The 18,469-nt window shown below is 42.7% G+C and carries 23 protein-coding genes; 16 read left to right on the top strand and 7 right to left on the bottom strand.

Translation table 11 applies throughout. The features are described 5' to 3' along the window. Window positions 1–121 precede the first annotated feature (121 nt). The 3 genes from ISX59_RS11385 to ISX59_RS11395 all read left to right on the top strand — a co-directional run bounded on the left by ISX59_RS11385 (window position 122) and on the right by ISX59_RS11395 (window position 2,519). On the top strand, window positions 122–622 hold the full coding sequence (locus ISX59_RS11385) for a DUF4313 domain-containing protein (RefSeq protein ID WP_007218096.1): 501 nt from the start codon (window positions 122–124) through the stop codon (window positions 620–622). Window positions 623–1,112: 490 nt separating this feature from the next. Continuing rightward, entirely contained in the window at window positions 1,113–1,367 is a 255-nt protein-coding gene (locus ISX59_RS11390; RefSeq protein WP_004313639.1) for an LPD11 domain-containing protein, read from the top strand. 471 nt (window positions 1,368–1,838) lie between these two features. Beyond that, window positions 1,839–2,519 carry a hypothetical protein gene (locus ISX59_RS11395; RefSeq protein WP_004308730.1) on the top strand — a complete coding sequence of 227 codons (681 nt, stop codon included), beginning with the start codon at window positions 1,839–1,841 and terminating at the stop codon, window positions 2,517–2,519. Between the two features lie 368 nt (window positions 2,520–2,887). Here the strand turns inward: ISX59_RS11395 and ISX59_RS11400 are convergent, their stop codons facing one another. Then, window positions 2,888–3,532, bottom strand: a complete 645-nt coding sequence (locus tag ISX59_RS11400) for a recombinase family protein (protein WP_220575922.1) — start codon at window positions 3,530–3,532, stop codon at window positions 2,888–2,890. Between the two features lie 235 nt (window positions 3,533–3,767). On the opposite strand from ISX59_RS11400, the gene ISX59_RS11405 reads away from it, so the two are divergent. From ISX59_RS11405 to ISX59_RS11435, 7 genes are all read left to right on the top strand, one after another. After that, complete coding sequence (locus tag ISX59_RS11405; RefSeq protein ID WP_004323439.1) at window positions 3,768–4,817, top strand: hypothetical protein; 1,050 nt, start codon at window positions 3,768–3,770, stop codon at window positions 4,815–4,817. Between the two features lie 17 nt (window positions 4,818–4,834). Continuing rightward, window positions 4,835–5,281, top strand: coding sequence for a hypothetical protein (locus tag ISX59_RS11410; RefSeq protein ID WP_004308726.1), 447 nt, complete (start codon window positions 4,835–4,837; stop codon window positions 5,279–5,281). A 10-nt stretch (window positions 5,282–5,291) separates the two neighbouring features. Further along, window positions 5,292–5,687: a hypothetical protein gene (locus tag ISX59_RS11415; RefSeq protein WP_008640424.1), complete on the top strand. Its 396-nt coding sequence runs from the start codon at window positions 5,292–5,294 to the stop codon at window positions 5,685–5,687. Continuing rightward, window positions 5,684–6,241 (top strand): hypothetical protein, encoded by a 558-nt coding sequence (locus ISX59_RS11420; RefSeq protein ID WP_004308724.1) that lies wholly within the window; start codon window positions 5,684–5,686, stop codon window positions 6,239–6,241. The genes ISX59_RS11415 and ISX59_RS11420 overlap by 4 nt, the downstream gene beginning before the upstream one ends. A gap of 24 nt (window positions 6,242–6,265) precedes the next feature. Further along, window positions 6,266–7,126 (top strand): hypothetical protein, encoded by an 861-nt coding sequence (locus ISX59_RS11425; RefSeq protein ID WP_008640423.1) that lies wholly within the window; start codon window positions 6,266–6,268, stop codon window positions 7,124–7,126. A 206-nt stretch (window positions 7,127–7,332) separates the two neighbouring features. Then, the gene (gene mobV / locus ISX59_RS11430; RefSeq protein ID WP_004323434.1) at window positions 7,333–8,790 is read left to right on the top strand and encodes a MobV family relaxase; all 1,458 of its coding nucleotides are present in this window, start codon (window positions 7,333–7,335) and stop codon (window positions 8,788–8,790) included. Between the two features lie 53 nt (window positions 8,791–8,843). After that, window positions 8,844–10,286, top strand: coding sequence for an OmpA family protein (locus tag ISX59_RS11435; RefSeq protein WP_004308721.1), 1,443 nt, complete (start codon window positions 8,844–8,846; stop codon window positions 10,284–10,286). A gap of 129 nt (window positions 10,287–10,415) precedes the next feature. On the opposite strand, the gene ISX59_RS11440 is transcribed toward ISX59_RS11435, so the two are convergent. Next, a complete protein-coding gene (locus tag ISX59_RS11440) occupies window positions 10,416–10,589 on the bottom strand; it encodes a histone H1 (RefSeq protein WP_007898898.1) in 174 nt (57 codons plus the stop codon). 469 nt (window positions 10,590–11,058) lie between these two features. Here ISX59_RS11440 and ISX59_RS11445 point away from each other — a divergent pair, with 469 nt between their 5' ends. Continuing rightward, complete coding sequence (locus ISX59_RS11445; protein WP_004308716.1) at window positions 11,059–11,529, top strand: hypothetical protein; 471 nt, start codon at window positions 11,059–11,061, stop codon at window positions 11,527–11,529. 175 nt (window positions 11,530–11,704) lie between these two features. Next, the gene (locus ISX59_RS11450; RefSeq protein WP_004308712.1) at window positions 11,705–12,061 is read left to right on the top strand and encodes a hypothetical protein; all 357 of its coding nucleotides are present in this window, start codon (window positions 11,705–11,707) and stop codon (window positions 12,059–12,061) included. 184 nt (window positions 12,062–12,245) lie between these two features. On the opposite strand, the gene ISX59_RS21240 is transcribed toward ISX59_RS11450, so the two are convergent. After that, window positions 12,246–12,485: a hypothetical protein gene (locus ISX59_RS21240; protein ID WP_008659509.1), complete on the bottom strand. Its 240-nt coding sequence runs from the start codon at window positions 12,483–12,485 to the stop codon at window positions 12,246–12,248. Between the two features lie 15 nt (window positions 12,486–12,500). Between ISX59_RS21240 and ISX59_RS11455 the strand changes: the two genes are divergently transcribed. From ISX59_RS11455 to ISX59_RS11470, 4 genes are all read left to right on the top strand, one after another. After that, on the top strand, window positions 12,501–12,986 hold the full coding sequence (locus ISX59_RS11455; protein WP_004323429.1) for a hypothetical protein: 486 nt from the start codon (window positions 12,501–12,503) through the stop codon (window positions 12,984–12,986). Window positions 12,987–13,417: 431 nt separating this feature from the next. Next, window positions 13,418–13,612, top strand: coding sequence for a hypothetical protein (locus tag ISX59_RS11460; protein ID WP_004313635.1), 195 nt, complete (start codon window positions 13,418–13,420; stop codon window positions 13,610–13,612). A 4-nt stretch (window positions 13,613–13,616) separates the two neighbouring features. Further along, window positions 13,617–13,901: a hypothetical protein gene (locus tag ISX59_RS11465; protein WP_004308705.1), complete on the top strand. Its 285-nt coding sequence runs from the start codon at window positions 13,617–13,619 to the stop codon at window positions 13,899–13,901. A 10-nt stretch (window positions 13,902–13,911) separates the two neighbouring features. After that, window positions 13,912–14,283, top strand: coding sequence for a hypothetical protein (locus tag ISX59_RS11470; RefSeq protein WP_004308703.1), 372 nt, complete (start codon window positions 13,912–13,914; stop codon window positions 14,281–14,283). Between the two features lie 54 nt (window positions 14,284–14,337). Here ISX59_RS11470 and ISX59_RS11475 read toward each other — a convergent pair whose 3' ends face one another. The 4 genes from ISX59_RS11475 to ISX59_RS11490 form a co-directional block, all read right to left on the bottom strand. Beyond that, window positions 14,338–16,020 (bottom strand): zincin-like metallopeptidase domain-containing protein, encoded by a 1,683-nt coding sequence (locus tag ISX59_RS11475; protein WP_004308700.1) that lies wholly within the window; start codon window positions 16,018–16,020, stop codon window positions 14,338–14,340. Between the two features lie 5 nt (window positions 16,021–16,025). Continuing rightward, window positions 16,026–16,637 carry a hypothetical protein gene (locus ISX59_RS11480; protein WP_004308698.1) on the bottom strand — a complete coding sequence of 204 codons (612 nt, stop codon included), beginning with the start codon at window positions 16,635–16,637 and terminating at the stop codon, window positions 16,026–16,028. Window positions 16,638–16,719: 82 nt separating this feature from the next. Beyond that, window positions 16,720–16,896 carry a hypothetical protein gene (locus tag ISX59_RS11485; RefSeq protein WP_004313634.1) on the bottom strand — a complete coding sequence of 59 codons (177 nt, stop codon included), beginning with the start codon at window positions 16,894–16,896 and terminating at the stop codon, window positions 16,720–16,722. Between the two features lie 12 nt (window positions 16,897–16,908). Further along, window positions 16,909–18,465: a glucosaminidase domain-containing protein gene (locus tag ISX59_RS11490; RefSeq protein ID WP_004308692.1), complete on the bottom strand. Its 1,557-nt coding sequence runs from the start codon at window positions 18,463–18,465 to the stop codon at window positions 16,909–16,911. Window positions 18,466–18,469 lie beyond the last annotated feature (4 nt).

Consider the following 18,469-nt stretch of genomic DNA (forward strand, 5'->3'; position numbering starts at 1 on the left):
TGCTTTTCCTTAAAGGCAATCTTGAATGCACGTAAAAATCAAATCCCGACTGGAGAAGCCTAAAGGCTTCCGAAAAAAGGGAAAAAAAGAACATGATGTTTAATAGCTAAATTTTAAAAGTATGGAAATTCAATTTGTGATTGTTCGTTCAGAAAATGCAGAGTATTTGTGTCACAATGTAAATGGAACGTATGTGGATGTCAGCGACCCATCAACAGAATTTGTTTCTGGAGAGGATGATTTTCGCTTGGTAGAGCCGGACAGCTCCCTAACGCGGAAAGAATACGAGTTTCGTGGAGAACGCTTTTATCTCATGCCTCAATTTTATGGCAATGGCTGGTTAGCACTTACTTTGCAAAGTGTGGAAGATGAAACAGAGTATATCGTGCTATCCGTCAATTTGGAGAGCATGGATGCACTCGATTTGCCAGACCGTACATTTATTGATGTGAATCATTATCCGGATGCAATGGAGTTTCTGGAGACAAATAATTTAGCGACCTATTCAGGTTACAAGCGTAGAAGCGGATTTGTGGAATATCCAATGGCGGTATTGAATCTTCCTTTGCTTTATCAGCACGCCCCGCAGATTTTCCAAGAGGCGAATATCGAATGTTTTTAAATGGTTTTCTGAAAGTATGGTACTGATGACTACCAAAGAGATACCGTATCGGTTAAATCCTATCGGTATGGTATCTTCTTTTGCCCGAAGACAGGTGGCATCCCCCTTTTTTACAGATTGCTCCGTGCCCACTTTTTTAATTTCCTTGTTTCCCTTTTATAGCAGCGTAACTGCCTGCTTCTCTTTTACAGCCCTTATGTAATGAATGTTGATGTTTCCTGTCGTTATCCAGACTTTCGCCCGGTCTTGTTTTCGTGTGCAAAATTACGGCGAACGAACGCTATCCAAGTATCGCTACGCTATCCGAAATGAAATTTGACGTAATCTTCCTAAATCATAGATTTCGGTATTCATAAAATTTCATTTCCGATTCCTTGCACTGCGTTCCTGCTTCGTCGTTTGGGACGCACATGAAAAACAACCCTTCCGGCAAAGTCGAAAGACTTGAAAAAAGGGAAAATAAAAAACTTAATTAAAAACGAAAACGAGTATGACAATAGAAGAAGTATTACAGCACGATTTAAAATTCAGGTATATGTTATTGGGGCGTTTGCAAGCCGACTGTGAATATTATCTTGGCTTTGGAAACAAAAGTTCTCGTCGTTTGTGGGCTGGTTCTGAAAAGGCACAAATTGAATACATGACGAAAATTCACGACAGCTTCCGAGAAAACGAAAAACCCGAATGGCTGACAATGGAGCAAATCAAAGAATACAGCAATGCTATGGAAGTAACACAAGAATAATTCAAAAAAAATACCGTAATAACCTTTAACGGAGGTGTTGCGGTATTACAGTATTACAAATAAGGGTCGGAGTTTGAGAACATACCCTCTTATAATTGAGAGGGTAATAATAGTCCCTCTTTTATAATTATATCATTCTATTCCTTTTTTATATTTCTGCAAAAGGAATAGCATTCTTCTTTTATATTAATTATTTTTCATTTTATCTCCCATCTATTCTTCATCCTATCACCGGTTTGGTTTTATCAAATGCAAAGGTCGGCTATCGCGCTTGATCCTGCTACTTGAAGTGTATTTCTTACAAAATTCTTCCTTCCTGCGCAAGAGTAATTTGGCAAGAAAAGTTGCCGTATGAAGCTGTATCGACATCCGTTTACCGCATCCATAAATCCCAAAACGGTTCAATCAGTAAAGAACCGACAATATGGGAAATAAAAGTTAATACTAACCAATTCTTTAAACATTAAAATCATGCCTAATTATGTAACAAACCGTTTAGAAATAAACGCAGACAGAGAAACAGTACAAAATGTGATGGATTTCTTAAAAGGAAAAACTGATGAAGACAGTACGCCTTGCTATATTGACTTCAACAACATTATCCCTATGCCAAAGGACTTACTGATAGAAGCGTCCACTTCTGGGGAATTTGGTATGCAGTATATCATAGCACAGCAACGTAAACCGTTCAATTCACAGGACGACCTGAAAGTCATTCAATGGATGGAAATTCAGGAGGAAAAAGTCAGGGAAGAAGCATTACAACTTGGAATGACATATCTGAGAAACTGGGGAAAATACGGTTATCCTACTTGGTATGAATGGTCTATTGCCAACTGGGGTACAAAATGGAATGCCTTTAATCAGAATTTTGAAGAACCGAACGTGCTTTGGTTTGATACGGCTTGGGAAGGTGTGCCTCTGCTTATCCAAACACTCTCCGAGATATTTCCGGACGTCGAGTTTCAATATGCCTATGCGGATGAAGACCTTGGTTCCAACGTGGGCAAAGGGACTATCCGAAATGGAGAAACCGACATGACATTCCCCGATAACGGAAGTAACGAAGCCTTTGAAATTGTCTTTTTCGTAAAACCGGGATTAGAGGAATACTTGGAACTGACAGACGAGGGGTATAGGTGGAAAGCCTAAACATCTCCGGACAGACAATATCTGACATGTATTCAGGGTATATCTCAACCGATATATCCTGGATTCCTGTTACCGGAAGCTCCGTTTATATTTATTCCATTCCACTTCCTTTTTACAATTTCACGCCTCTTGAACCAGTCTTTTTTGACCGTATTTACCCATCCCTTGGCTGGCCTACTTATCATCTTTGAAGCTGCTTTTACTGAAACCGCCAAACACGCCCTTCAAGAGCTTGCCGACAACCCAGAATACCAGCAATACAATTATAATATCTCCCATAAGTCTTACTTTTATAGTTTTAACAATAATAAAAATACAAAATAATAACCGAAAAACAAATATACGATCCTGATTATCTGAAAATTCTATCAGGAGTTACCTTCATTTGTTCCGTCCTCTTTCGGGTTCTGTTTGACACGCGGACCGCTGGTTTGGCCACGATCAAGTTTTACGCCATATTTATTGAGTATGCGCCAAATAGAACTTTTGCTGCTAAAACCGCTTGCAGCCCAAATGTCATCGAAAGAATGCCCGTTGATATACATATCCACGATTGTCTTATCTCGTTCAGCTTTAGGTAATACCTTCGGCACAGCCGGGGCTTTGATATTCTGGCGTAACTTCTCGACATGAGCGGAATATTTTCGTAGTGCGGCAATTTCTTCCGGAAATGCCCCTATTATCCACAACACATCGGCTGCTGTCGTACTGGGGAATAATTCACCGCGAGTATCAACTCTGTCATGAATGGATATGACACGTACAATTTTGATACGGCATAGTTCGATGAACGCGGCCAGTTCTCTTAAACCGCGTGCAGCATTGCTGAATTTGGATATGACTATTTCATCGCCCCTTTGAAGATTCGCCATAAGCTGTTTCCACATAGGTCTCAATGTTTCATGTTCAACTGTTTCCTCTACGATTTGTACACAACCATATCGCTGCATCCATTCTCTCTCAGCATCAAAACTGTCATTATTTTCCTTGAATATATAGCCAACTTTTGCCATTTTAATATACACTGTTTTGATAACAAGTGCAAATATAGCACTTTCATTTTAATCTAAAATCATATCGTGGCAAAAATCTCGCTAAATCCTTTTTTTAGCTTTTTTTCTTGCACTTGTTTTCATTGATAATCATATTATTAATATGATACCAAAAATTATACTAAATGCGATATAAAAGGGCTTTTACAATAAAAATAATATATAGATTTGCATCGTTAAATATGAATTGTTAAATATGAAAATTTTAAAATCATACTACAAGACTCCATCATTTTTGACTGGAAGATGTATCGTTTCATTGGCCATATTGGGCCTGATATCATGCAGCGATAGAAATGGCAAATCATTGTCTGAAGCTACGAACGATCCTGCCGGAATATACAGGGAGTACTTGTACAATATACGACGTCAGAAAGATTCCTCATTTCAAGTATTGACCAAGCATATCCTACAATGGCAAACAGTAAAAGACTCTGTTTTTAGGTATCTCCGGAATGATACGCTCAGCCACCCCCATTCCAATCAGCGTGAAGAGTGTATCAGACTGCATGATTCTATCCGCACTGAGTTCTCACGCTTAGCCCTCTCAAAGACGCGTACTTATCAGGAACTTTTGGCTCTCAAAGGAGAGTTCTCACCTTATAACAATGATGAGGAACTGCATCATGCCGCTGGAGAAATCCGCCCGTTTTTCAACTCACTGGATAATCTTCCGCTTCATAAGGGTAACAAAGAGGAAATCCTTGCGGCTTACCGTATGTTACTGACCCGAACTATCCGTAACGGCATACATAGCCGCAATGAACTGATTACTTATATCACTAAAGAAGATGCTATATTCCGTGCGTTCCTCTCTCACTTGCACGATTTCGAAGGTGAGAGTATGGCTGACATCACACGTGGTACTGAACAGTGTTGTTCGCAGATATTCTTTGCCGCTGAGAGAAAGGAGATTACCTATCGGGAGGCTATGCTTTATTTGACAATGCGCACCAATCGTCGCCAAATACAAAATATGCAGATTTGTATAGAAGATGTTCGGAACAAAAAAATCAAGACTTCTTCGCAAGCACATGCTTATATATGGATGCTTATCCACCCTTATACTTCATTGGACGGATTCTCTATGACATTGCTTTCCGATAAAGAACGGAAACAACTTGACAGGATGGCGGCACAGACACCTGTGGCGTTCAAAACCTTGAGCCGAATCCTGCAATCGGAAAGTGGTCAACTGACTGAACTGCCAGGAATGCTTATGGATATTTTCATACAGACGCTCTAACAATATAAAAAATGAATATGTTACGACATTTTTTCAATGACTTTATGACATTTGTCCCTCTGCAACTACCGCAACTACTCGATGTGACGACAATGGAGGAAGCACAATTCTACGGTGACTACGCCCTACTGACCTTCCCGCTACGCGACCCTTACGATTTGGAGGAAGTGATGGATCTGTTTGAGGACGATATGGAGCTTATAACTCTCTACCACCACATCCCCACGCACGCTGACAAATTCGGGCATAGCACCTGTGCATACTCCAACCCGGCATTTGGACAGATGTTCAAGATGAATTGCAAGACAGATGCAGACGGTAAGGTAAATAGCATTCTTGTCACCATCTATGATTCTCTTGAGCAGATGTACGGCGAGCTGTGCCTTGATTTGGATCTTCATTCCAAAAGTGGCACATTCAAGTATAAGAAGAACAAAGACGATCTCTTGATGGATTTCCTTTAATGGTCATGTTATGCGGGACACACTATACCGACAAATGGTTTATTGGATTAGGGAATACCGGACATGGATAGAGGTTGTTGATGACAATTTCTATAAGGAGTATGCTTTGTCAAGAAACGGATATATCAATTACATTGTTTCCCGCACGTTGGTACTGCGGGCTTACAAAGACAAAGGCTCATACGCCAAAGGCATGACATGGACAATTCCGGAACATAAACTGGATAAGGCATTGGCAGCCTACCGTAAGCAGGAGCATACGTTCAAGCAACGTATTAAGAAAGCAGCGATATACCTTTCACCGAGGGACGCCGAAGTTATCATCCTATTGGCCACCCACAATATTGTCCAATTAGAGTTGATGATATCCCCCATTCAAATACGCGAGAAACCCTATTATTTATGATTTGGAATATACTACAACTTATCTTCTGTATAACGCTTTTCGTATTGCCATTAGCATTGTACAAAAGCCACCGTTCTTTTATGGTAAGGTTCTACGATGCTATGATACACAGTGTAAAGGCTCGTAAACTATATGTACAGGTCGTATTGATTCTGCTATTGCTCTTCCACTATGTTTACATCAGCGGACATGTTGGCGAGTTCGGTGTTTTTCTTTCAACTGCTATCTGTGCCACTATATATTCATTTAGAAGAGCGGACAGATTGTTAAGAGGTTTATGTGACCGATCATGTATGTTTGTCATACTCTCATTGGTGGCTTTGGCCATCAGTTTTGTTCCACACTTGTACACAACGGCGGTAACTGCCGCCTATCTTCTTTTGGCTGCCCTGTTCTATCCCTCTGTTCGGGTTATGACCGAATTTCAGGACATAGGCATAATCTCTGAATGGATGAAATTCCCCAGACTATTAGCCGAAAGTTATTATGACCATCATCACGCGATATTGCCGCAAGATGCGGATAGCGGCAACACTGATATATCCGCACAATAGTAATAATTAAAAAATGAAATGAAAATGAAAACCAAGCAGAAAATAGCTGTCCCTATATTGGCAGACAGAGAAGTATTTGACTACCTCAAGGAGAAAGTCGGTGAACGAAAAACAAAGACAGAAGCCTTCTGTGATTTATTGGATAAATCTTTGGCAGGTTTTGTTTCCCCTTTTTTAAGGAACAAAGGCTACGAACTTCAACCCAACCAGTGCCACGTGACTGTTTCTGACCTTTCATCGGAATGGCATTGGCATAGGGCTACTGTCCGTTCTTTTTTGGATGTAATGGAAGAGTTCGGCTTGTTGAATCGCATCCGGCTTTCCAAAAGCGTCATCATTACCATGACTGTGCAAACCAGCCAATCCACGGAGTCTTGCAATGGACAGAAGAAGTTGAACCTTGCAGAACAGCTACGTGAGGCATTGTCCGATTGGATAATCGGCAAAGTGTCCCTTGACGAGATCGGAATCAAGTGTGAGCAACTTGTTCGTCGGGCAATGGATGAAGCTGGCATATGCGATAGCTGCCCATCTCCGGACAGTATCACTCGCATCAATCCGGCAGCGGATGATGATGAACGAGCTGTCAAGATTCGTATGGTAGCTTTGGAGTGCATTACATTTGCCGCTATACAACGGGCACTGCGTAAGTCGAGATTCGATGACAGTGCAGAGTTTATGGACTACTTCCGATTGGAATTGTATGGGGACTGGACAGGACTTATTGCAACTTCGAAAGGTATTGCCGGGCTTATTCTTGATGTAGATAGGGATGAAAATTCCGATTATGATGAAGATGACAGGGAGTTCCTTAAAACGCTTTTTAAGCCTTTTCTGGCATTTGCGGCAAAGGCACAGGAGGCAACGTATCAGATTGGAGGTTGAAAACAGAATGTATAACCGCAACAATCCACTTTTGTATCCAGTGAAGCCCCCCTGCCAGTTATAGAAGGCATCCGGGCTTGCCCGCCTGCCACGAACAAAGGGAAGGGGGAGCCTAATACCCCACCTGCCTGACGTTGGTGGGAAGGGTGTCCGAACAAGCAGCAAGCTGGGACACGGTAGATTGTCCGAAACAATATGAAAAACGTATGGCAAATCAAAAACAGGTACTCGACGTGCAGGTGTCGAAAGGGATTACCACCGCCCAAAGTAATGAACATCTGCGTGACCGTAGTGAAAAGGCAGAGAAGTACGCTATGAGTAAGGGAAATTATGATCCTACGCGTAAACGGCTGAACTTCGAGATTGCGCCCGGAGGTAAAATACATCCCATCGACACAAGCCGTAGCATTCCCAAACGGATGGCGGACATATTAAGTCACCGTGGAATCAAAGATCCTAATGAGGGGCTGCTCGAACCAAAATACCGCACGGTGGTAAATATCATCTTCGGCGGTTCACGGCAGCGAATGCAGGAACTTGCTTTCGGTACGCAACAGGTGGACTTTGAAAAAGGTGCGGACAATACCCGCATCGAACGGAAGCGTGACATTGAACGCTGGGCCAAGGATGTTTATTCATTCGTTTGTGGCAGATATGGTGAGCAGAACATCGCTGCATTCATTGTACATCTGGATGAATTGAACCCGCATATCCACTGTACGCTTCTGCCAATCAAGGATAGTCGCTTTGCGTACAAGGAAATCTTCGCCGGTAAGGATAAGTTTGAATATAGTGCAAGAATGAAACAACTTCATACGGACTTTTTCGCAGAAGTCAATACAAAGTGGGGAATGTCAAGAGGAACAAGCATATCCGAAACGGGTGCACGGCACAGAACGACTGAGGAATACCGCCGAATGTTGTCTGAAGAGTGTACAACAATCGAGGATAATATCAAACTCCATCAACAGGTATTGGGTGAACTTCAATCAGACATCCGGTTGGCAGAACGCAGAGTCAAAGGGCTTACGACAATGGTTAGCAATCTTGAAAAGCAGAAAACTGAAAAAGAAACCTTGTTATCGGCAGCCGAGTACAATTTAAAAGAAAACAAAGGCAATGCGGCAGAATTGGCAATCCAAATACAAATGTTGGAAAAAGAGCTGCAAGGAATCATCAGGCAACTGGCAGACAAGCAGGAAAAGTTGCAGACGGCTGACCGGCAACTCATCGAACTGAAAAAGGATATGGGAGCCATTGAAGAACGTACCGAAGAACTCAAAGAGGAGGCCTATCAATATTCCCGTGATGTACACTCCAAAGTGGATAGCTTGTTTAAAGACGTCCTACTGGAGAGTGTAATCAGCGAGTATCGTAACGCATCGGCACAAATGAATGTTTCAGAACGGCAGCTCTTTGACGGTTCACTGGTACAGTCTATCGCCGAGCGGGGTACGGAAATCATGCACTGTGCGACAATGCTATTTCTCGGAATGGTAGATGATGCCACTACATTTGCCGAATCACATGGTGGTGGAGGCGGAGGGAGTGACCTCAAATGGGGACGCGACGAGGACGAGGACAATCGAGCATGGGCACTTCGCTGTATGAGGATGGCGAGCCGCATGATGCGCTCGACTATCGGCAAGAAATCTAAACGGTAAATGGCATACGCCTTACACCAGATTAAAAGTATAACTAATGAAATCATTGGAATATGACGAAACAAATTATTTTCATCTTCGCTTTGCTCTGCACGTTGCAGGCACAAGCAAGTGTACAACCCGTACAGAAGGACACTGTACGACACACTATTCATTATGAAGTAGCGGAATTGCTTCAACCGATGCAGCCCGTCTATCTCAACGGGGTGCTACTTCCGGCATCTCGAACCGGCAACTGGTTTGTTAGCATATCCGGAGGTGCGACAGTTTTTCTTGGTACACCTCTCGGTTGTGAAGACCTTTTTGGACGAGTGAAACCTTCGTACAGCCTCGCCGTCGGCAAATGGTTTACTCCTTTGGTCGGCGCAAGGGTAAATTATAGTGGCTTGCAGTTTAAGGATGCACAATTATCTACGCAGGACTACCATTATATCCATGCAGATCTCCTGTGGAATCTCCTTGGACGCAGATATGCCCGACAGGAACAGGTACGTTGGAGGCTTGCACCCTTTATGGGTGTCGGTCTGCTACATAACGCCACCAACGGGAACAATCCCTTTGCGCTTTCTTACGGCATACTAACACAATACCGTATTTCCAAACGGGTTAGTGCTATGCTGGAACTCTCTAACACAACTACATTCCAGGATTTCGACGGATATGGCTATCCAAACCGTCTGGGCGATCACATGCTTTCGCTGACTGCCGGATTCACCTTTCATCTCGGTAAGGTCGGCTGGAAGCGCGCGGTGGATACGGCACCATACATCCATCGGAACGAACTGCTTGTCGATTATGGCAACTTCCTTTCGGAGGAGAACAGGCGTTATGTGGGACGTCACAATCAAGATAAGCGAACACTCGTGGAATTAAAGAAAATTCTGGAAATCGAAGGACTACTCGATACATATAGCCATATCTTTGACAACGACGATATAACCGGATGCAGATATCCTATAAATAATTATAGCGGTTTGAACTCGCTTCGTGCAAGATTGAAGCATAGCTATTGGGACGGGTCGTCACCTCTTGACACGACTATTCTTCAGACAGAGAATGGAAAGCCATCATATAATTACACGGCTTCCCGAAATGTGCAGTCCGCCCATCAGGACACCCTCGCTATGGATTCCACGGTTCTTTCATACGCTGATGGAGAGTGCATCGGTACACCCATCTATTTCTTTTTTGCTCTCAATACGACACATCTGACGGATACCTCACAGAGGCTTAATCTTGACGAACTGGCTCGTGTAGCTAAGAAATACAGTTTATCCGTGAGGGTAACTGGTGCTGCTGACAGTTCTACAGGAACATCAAGTATCAATGATTCTTTGAGTATATCGAGAGCAGGTTTTATTACCGCAGAACTGGAACAACGTGGAATACCAGCCAAGCGGATTATCAGAGTTAGCAAAGGTGGAATTGCCGACTATACGCCCGTGGAAGCCAACAGACATACGAAAGTGGAGTTGTTTTTTCCAAAAGCGAAATAGAAATTTCGCATAATTGATGTTTAACTTTGTCATAATCAATGAAGCCTCTCCGCTGTGAAGCGAAGAGGCTTTTTCGATATGGTACACGTGAAGTTCGCCATTTTCCTACTGTCAGAACCAGAATGAAAATTATTTCGATGCTTCAAGTGACTCTTTTCTGAACTGTTTGAGAAGTTTTTCAAGTTCAAGTGATACTTTGCGGGCACGAGTTCCGGCAGCTTTGTTGCCTTTCTCCATCTGGAGGTTGGCATCTTTTGAGAATTGATCGAACAATTCACAGATTTGTGTAAATGTTTTTTTCATTGTTATGTTCTTAATATTATATAATACGCTGGCAAAGATAGCAAAAATATTTTTTTAGGACTTATATTAGCTCTGTTATATATTTCGCCTATAATATGATACCCCTTTTTATGTTTTTCCATTCTGAGTATTCCCTTATCGCACCATCGGCAAATCTGGCCGAAGAGATTTTATATGCAAAGGTACAGTGTCCGGACGATTGTCAAGCACCGCTATGCTAACGGTTCCTGGATATTTTACGGCAGCCTTCCTCAAATCAAAGATTGACTTTCAGTCCCCTTCTCATTGCAAGGTATAAAAGGACAAGCCTGCTTCTGCTCTTACATTCGAAGGTTGGGTATTCCGTTCCATTCCATTTACTGTTTACTTGTCTTATCGCCCTTATTCCACTGTTAATCCTGCATAAAAATCAATCCCCGGCAAGAAGCCGAAAGAGCTTCAAGCAAAGGGAAATAATAAATCAAAGAATATGGGAAAATACGATTTTATCAAGTTGGGTAATCTTCTTTATTGGCATGACCCAGATAGTGGTCTGTCTAATGGGGTTTACCAAGTGGCTTCTATTCCGGAAAACATTGAAGAGGATAGCGTTATTTTGATTGCATCTGATACTTCGGAAGCGGAGGTTTTTCCTTCTGAATTATCACCGATACATACCGGTAGAAGTCATAAAGAAGACTTTTTGCGTTGGAAAACAGAACGTGAAGCTGAAGGTATTGAGTTTTACGACCACCTTTCCAAGGTGATGGATACGGAAAACGACTTGAGTGTGGGAGATATGGTGGCGTTTACAAACGATTATGGAGTGATATTTGGACCTTGTGAGGTCTTAGCTTTTGGGAATCTCTGTAATAGTGGCAGATGTGTATATATTGACAGTGATTCTTATTGGTTTCCTAACCGTCCCGACCAACTCACCATCATGAGAGGTGCGGAATGACAATAACATATCCACCTGTAGCCAAAGCGGGTGGATAGCATTTCCTTGTATTGTATATTCAGCCCGATTACTCTTATAGCCATGCTCCACCGAACTCCCACAACCGGTCCTATTCCTTTTTTACTCGTCGTACTCCGTTTCTAAACAGTATAACACATTTATTGGCCTGACATTCTTGAAATTCACAACGGAAACGGCTTGGTTTCCGTGTGATGAAACACTTGAACTGGTATGTGAGAAATTCCCAACACTATGTTATTTCTATCAATCGGAAGAGTCGGGTCTGGCGGAGTACTGGACAAATGACCAAGAGAGTAAATACTTTCCCGAAAAGTACATTGCAGACCTATGTACTCCAGACGACAAATGGTACAAGGAATATTTTGTCAACCAGACAGAAGTATTCAAGTGGTTTGAGGTGATAAGCGGTCAGTCTGTCGAATCAATAACAGAAATTCTTGCTATTGCCGAACAACGGAAAGATGAAAACGACAATTCTTTCTGTAACATCTATGAATATGCCGCAGGCTAAGACTAATCCGATGCAGAAAACGAAATGACGGTATGCTGACAGCGTGCAGCGAACTATCATTATCCGATAAGCTTCTCTGATTTCATGCAGATTGGAGACTTTGTCGCCTTCAGTCCTTTTATACAGTCTCAGAGTGCTTCTCCAGTCTTTTATAGATATTCTTTATATCGCACATCGGCAGTTCTTATCTGAGAGATTTTGTATGCAAAGATACAGCTTTAGAATGGTCGTCAAGTAACGCTGCGCTAACAGTTCCCGGATACTTGTGGCAGCCTTCCGCATATCGAAGATTTGGGTATTCCACTTCATTCCATTCACTGTTTACTTGCCTTATCCATCCTTTCCTTGCTGTCAATTTCGCATAAAAATCATTCCTGACAAGAAGCCGAAAGAGCTTCAAGTAAAGGGAATAAAGTTTAATCATTTAAATTTCAAAATTATGCACAGCCGAATTTTTCAGATTTCTAAAATGTGGATAGAAAAAGAAAACTATCTGAATGAAGACACTCTCCATCAAGGAGATGGCAGTTTCTATGACTATTGTGCGGAGATAGATGACGAAGAACGTAAGGAGGATATTCGTTATTTGGTCAATACTGCTCTACCAAAAGATATGTTCGAACTTGTAGGTGATGACACCATACGCTACATTGGTGGTGTGGAACAATGGAAAGAGAACTTTGTGACTAACATCCGTAAGAAAGCTGAAGCTATTACGACGGAAAATATGTTGGAGTTTGTAGGCCCTGTTTATCAACTTGAAAAGGCATTGGAAAATCCATTGGATATTGCGTATCATTTCTATTTGGACGGAGAGGGATACCAGTCATTTGCCGAAAAATCTTTTGCATTTATGGAGTTTGTCTGTACGCTTGAACCGGGAACGATACTCTATATCGGAGGAGTCATCGACTATCACTTCTGATACTCCATATAATTTTTTTAAAGCCACCCGCAACTCAAGCGGGTGGTTATCATCTTCCTATATAACAGTCCGGTTACTTTTATAGACCATGTTCTGCCGAACCTCTGTTACCAATTCACAGCCTCTTTTACCGATTCTATATTACCTGTTCTAATTGTATTACATTCTCACAGTCCCGACATGCACCATTGTTTGTTTCGTGCGCAAAGGTACGGTGGCAAACGATGTTCAAGTACCGCTGTTGCTACCTGAAATGAAATTTGACGTAACCTTCCGCAATCACAGATTCCGGTATTCATAAAATTTCATTCCGGTTACTTGCTCATAGTTCTTGCATCCACCGTTGAAAATGCACATGAAACAACCTCTTGGGTAAAGTCGGAAGGCTTCAAGAAGAGGGAAATAAAAAACAACTTAAAAAAATAAATGCAATGAGAACTAAAACACTCTACAGATGCGATGCACAGAAAATAGACATCAGTCGTTTCCCTAACTTTCACATAACAGGAAGTATAACCGGAATGAAGAAACTCTATTATGGCAAGAATGCTCTATTGGTACGTTGCGGAAGCTGGATTTACAACGTGTCAAGTGAACCCGAAGTTTATTATAATATAGCACATTAGTAGTATGAAAAAAGGTTATAAAAAAGATTTTCAGAGTTGGAAAGGTATAGTAACTCTAAAATTACTTTGCTGCAATATAGCAGCAGGTCGTTTTGATTGGAAGAAATATTGTACGCCACAGCCTTATTGTGGTCAGGAGATTTGCGTTATACCGCTACATTGTTCTTATGGACAGATAGGCTACACTGTGTATTTCCCTTATTCTGATATGCCGGAAGTGGAATACGATTGGGAAATGAACAAATTAACTATTGACAAAGAGAATTGGGAGAATTATTTACAGAATTAATATTAAAAATATGGCACAGAATTTTTATACCAAATGGCAGAACGCAATCCTTGCAGATGCAGGAGTCTATGTTTCAAAAAAATACCGCAGTTTCCAAACGGCCTTAGTACGTGAGATTTCCAAGTACGCAACAGCCGTTGGCGCAAAAGTAACATTCAACTTAAAGGGGCATTATAATACCTCTTGTTTCATAGAACGTAACGGTAAATTCGTTTACATCAGTCACTCTTCCGGTTTGTCCCGAATGGGTAGCGGTGTAAAAATAGAACTCGATTCTTTCTTAATCCGGACAGCCCAACACGCGAAAGATTACAGAGGGGGACATAATCAGTATTGCGATATAACAAATTTACAGTCTATGATAGATAATTTGTTAGAGTAATAAAATAAATTCAAGAAAAGGTACGGAGCAAACAGCTCCGCATCTTTTTCCGTTTTATCGGCGCATTCCGCCGCTGTACTCTGCTTCTTGTAGCTCTTCCCGGTATTCCTCCATATTATTCAGCTTTTCGTTCACGGTTTGCAGGTTGGCATCCAACGAAGCATTATGGTCGTATGGGAAACGATGTTGTGCGACAAGTCCCGCATTAGTAACCGGCCCGATATCTATCATGTCGGATTCTTTATTATAGCTGACATACAGCACATCACCATTCGGCATTTCAAATGCAGGAATCTTTTGTTGTGTCATGATAGCGAATTGTTCCGCAGCCATCTCCTTGGCTACCCCTTTTAATGTATCTCCAGCATGTTCGATACCATAACGCCTGATATGGTCGCGTACTTCCTTTTCCGTGAATTTCAGCATCACTTCATAAGTTCCCCCGACACTCCCATTGTACACCACAGCAAAATCCTTGTCCTCAATCAAAAGATTGTCTCCTCGGTTCTGTATGGGAGAAGAATAAGTATATTCTTCGTTAATGCCGTTACCGTCATAATACTCCTTGGCGAGAGTCAGCAGTCCTTCGTAGTCCCCCTTATCCTTGAATGCGTCCAACCGCATCGTGTCATCGGTAAGCTGAAGATAGGCCACGGAAGAATAATACACTTTTTCTTTCGGTGCTACTGTTTGCTCTTCATCAATGTTCTGCTCCAATTCCAGTGCAATCTTATCCACCTTTTGGGTAATCAGAGAAGCCGCTCTTTTCACATCCAACAGAGTTGTCTTGATGAATTGTGGCGATTCCTTCAATTCGTCGAGCCATCCTTTGAGGTAGGCACAACTGTCCTCTTTTATATGTTTCGTCATGCCGTAACGTTGGGCAACCAATGCGCTGCCTAACTCGGCTACCAATTCTTCGCGCGCATACTCTGCCGAGCCGAAAGTTGTCGGCTTGATACGGTCGAGAACTCCTTCCGCACCGGTCGAGTGTGTCATCTCATGGAATAGTGTTCCATAGAACGCCTCTCCAGATTTGAACTGTTCCTTTTCCGGCACAACGATTTCATTTCTCGATATAGAGTAGTAAGCGTTATCCTGATGCTGTGGTTTGATCGGACAAATCCACAGATTGTCCTTTATCAGCGCATCGACGGGAGCGAAGCTGAAATACTCTCCGTTCTCAATCTTCGGTAGCGAATACTCCTTTTCGAGTTTTTGCCACAGCTCCGGTCTTGCCTCCTGCAAGTTGGTCTGTGCCACGTTAAAGACTCGGAATACCTGCATCTTAGGATAAACATTGTATTCCTTCTTCTCGTTATCAGATAGTTTTTTGTAGTCATCATACTTAATCTTCTCACCAGAATCCTTGTGTATGCAGGTGAATGTAGTCAGCATGATTGGGAATGATTTCTCTCCACGAAGTACAGAAACACGAGGTTTCTCCTGATTGTCCTTATCGGATTTGTTGAGCCGTTGTACACACTCAAAAGTGCAGAAGCGCGGAATCTTGTAACCTTCCTTTTCACAATGTATAAGCAACATAATGGCATTCATGCCATTATACTCGCGTCCGGAAAGATTGCAGGGCCATTGTAACGCTTCTTCTGTGAACCATGGCTTTCTCCAATCCTTACGGATACTCTCGATTTTCTCAATCATCATTTCAGCGAAGAGGTCTAATGCTTTATCTTCGCTGTTCGGCCCGTCCGTGTGCTGTTTTTTATATCCGGCCATATCCTTTACTGATTGGAATTAGACGAATCTGCTACATACTGTACAAGTTCTTCCACCTTGCATGAAACATTCAGCTTTCCGTTATATGCCGAAAGGGATATTTCACCTTTGGCATCCACTCGCACGCCCGGCTGTAACCATGCTTCGCGTTCTTTGCCAAAACAGAAAAAACGTACCCATTGGTATTCAAAGCCATCCTCTACTTTCTCCGTACTGAATGCCGAAAACATTGTGTAAGGCTGGTCTTTCTTATCCCTTTTTTCCTCGATATGCTGCCCGACCTTACCTCGAAATACTAATTCGCCCTTGACCGTATCTTTCGCATCTGCCGTAGCTGTACGAATTTCGTTAATAAAAAGATTGAAATAAAGTTTGTCACCACGGTGTTTGAGATACATTGTCCCCGAAACCTCGATGCGGGAACCATTTCGATATTTGGAAACCTCCTTTCCGGCAGTATCTTTGCTGACATCCACCTCAATAGGCATAGTCTTCCCGTCAGTGTCAGGGATCATTACTCGAAGAGGAAAAACCAGGAACGTTTTCCCTTCCTTATTGGTGCGTATCGACGCATCACGTCCGATAACGCCACATACCGTAACATTACATTTTATCATTTCTATTGTCTTTTAATGTGATACATAATCACCCGACAACTGTGTTGCCATGATTTGTTGTTGAACTGCTAAATCATTGCTCTTAATCGGGTGCTCGTATCATTGCCCAGATCAGCCATCCGGCAAGGAACAGTTGAACGCTCACGATAATGAGCGTTGCTACCCAGCCGAAGAGTTGGTAGCAGAGCAGGACATACAAGGCAAGGTAGGACAGTCCGAACAGACATCTGCATAGCTGTATCATCACGCATTTTACCATATCGCCACGCTTCTATCTTTTTAGGTTCTCTGTCTGTCCCTGCTGTTGGGACATCCCTTGTTCAAAATTCTGTGAAGCCGCTTCCGAGAGGATAACCGTATTCAGCATACCGGTTACACGTATCCTTTTGGCTTCTTCTGTGAGAGTATTGTTATTCAGTGTTGCCGACAGACGGCTTAACTCCGCAGTAGTCAACTCACGTGACATGCGCAGTTCTCCATTGTTCACTCGCAGAATAGCCTTTCCATTTTCACTGATTGCCAGTTCGCAGTTTTTCATGCCCGGTAATAATGATTTCAGATTGATGCGTCCACTATCCATTTGTTTGGATATGGCAGTCTTTTGCTCCTCCTCGTTCTTGTTGTCGATTTGTACGGCCAATAGCATAAGGGAACTAAAGGCTGTCATCGCCATCTCTACTATAGGGTCATTGCATCCTGACATTCCCACACCGCTATCCTCTGACGAAAGCAACTTCTTCATCCATCCGTCGGGCGAAAGGTTTTTGCCGGCGGCATTCTCTTCTGTTCCTTTATATCGGGTGAGCAGGCTGTTCCCGTTGTGCAACACTTCCAATTTGATATTACCTTTCTGTGCGATTTCAGTCAGATAAGCCGCAGGGTCGATGTCACGCTTTGTTCCGTCTGCATAGAAGTTTGTCACGCCGAAATGTAGATGTTCGCCCGTTGTACGTGTACCTGTGTTGCCCGATGTGCCGAGCTTCCCACCGGCTTGTACTACATCACCGACCTTTACAGTAACCTCCTTAAGGTGCATATAAGTACATTGTACCTTGCTGCCATCCGTTCTGGTATATTCCACAGTCAGCGATTTTCCACCGGGCGTGTTCTTATTCTGATTCACAGCCACCACCTTCCCGTTGTTCTCAGTAGCCAATACCGCATCGCCATTGCAACGGATATCAATTCCCTTGTGCATCTGTTGTTTCGTGTTGTCCATCGGATCTTGCCGCATACCGAAAGGCGAGGTAACAAAAAGAAACTCTTCACGCTCTACCGGGAATGAGTACTTCGCACCATACTCTGAATTTTCAGACGTTCGGAGAGGATTATGTTCCGTACCGAACCGCTTACCCTGTGTCTCCATTTCCTGCATCACCAGTTTGTCATACTGCTGTAAGCCATTTTGCTCTATAATCCGTTGCAGACTCTCGGCATATTCTCCGCCTGTGGCATAACCGGCCTGTTCGATATTTTGTGTCCAACCCTTGTAATCGTCGGGCGAAAGTGCAAAACATTGGGCATAGCGGCTGTTTTCTTTTAAAAAACGGGAGTGGTGTTCGTATGAATCACCCACACTGTCATAACTGCAAAACTTCTCATTCGGCTTATCGTCAGTATATATACCATACCTTCCTCCTTCGGCAATCCATGCAGGCGTAGCCTTGATGCCAAAATGATTGTTCTCGTTTTGCGCCAAACGGCTTTGCCCGTTGGAACTTTCCAGTATGCCTTGTGCCAACGTCACGGATGCGGGGATTCCGTACCGGCGCATCTGCTCCATAGCATACTCTGCATATTTCATTGCGTATTGTTGGTTCTTGCTCATTTCC

The organism is Bacteroides sp. FSHCM14E1, from assembly GCF_019633785.1.
In the GTDB taxonomy this organism is placed as follows: domain Bacteria; phylum Bacteroidota; class Bacteroidia; order Bacteroidales; family Bacteroidaceae; genus Bacteroides; species Bacteroides hominis.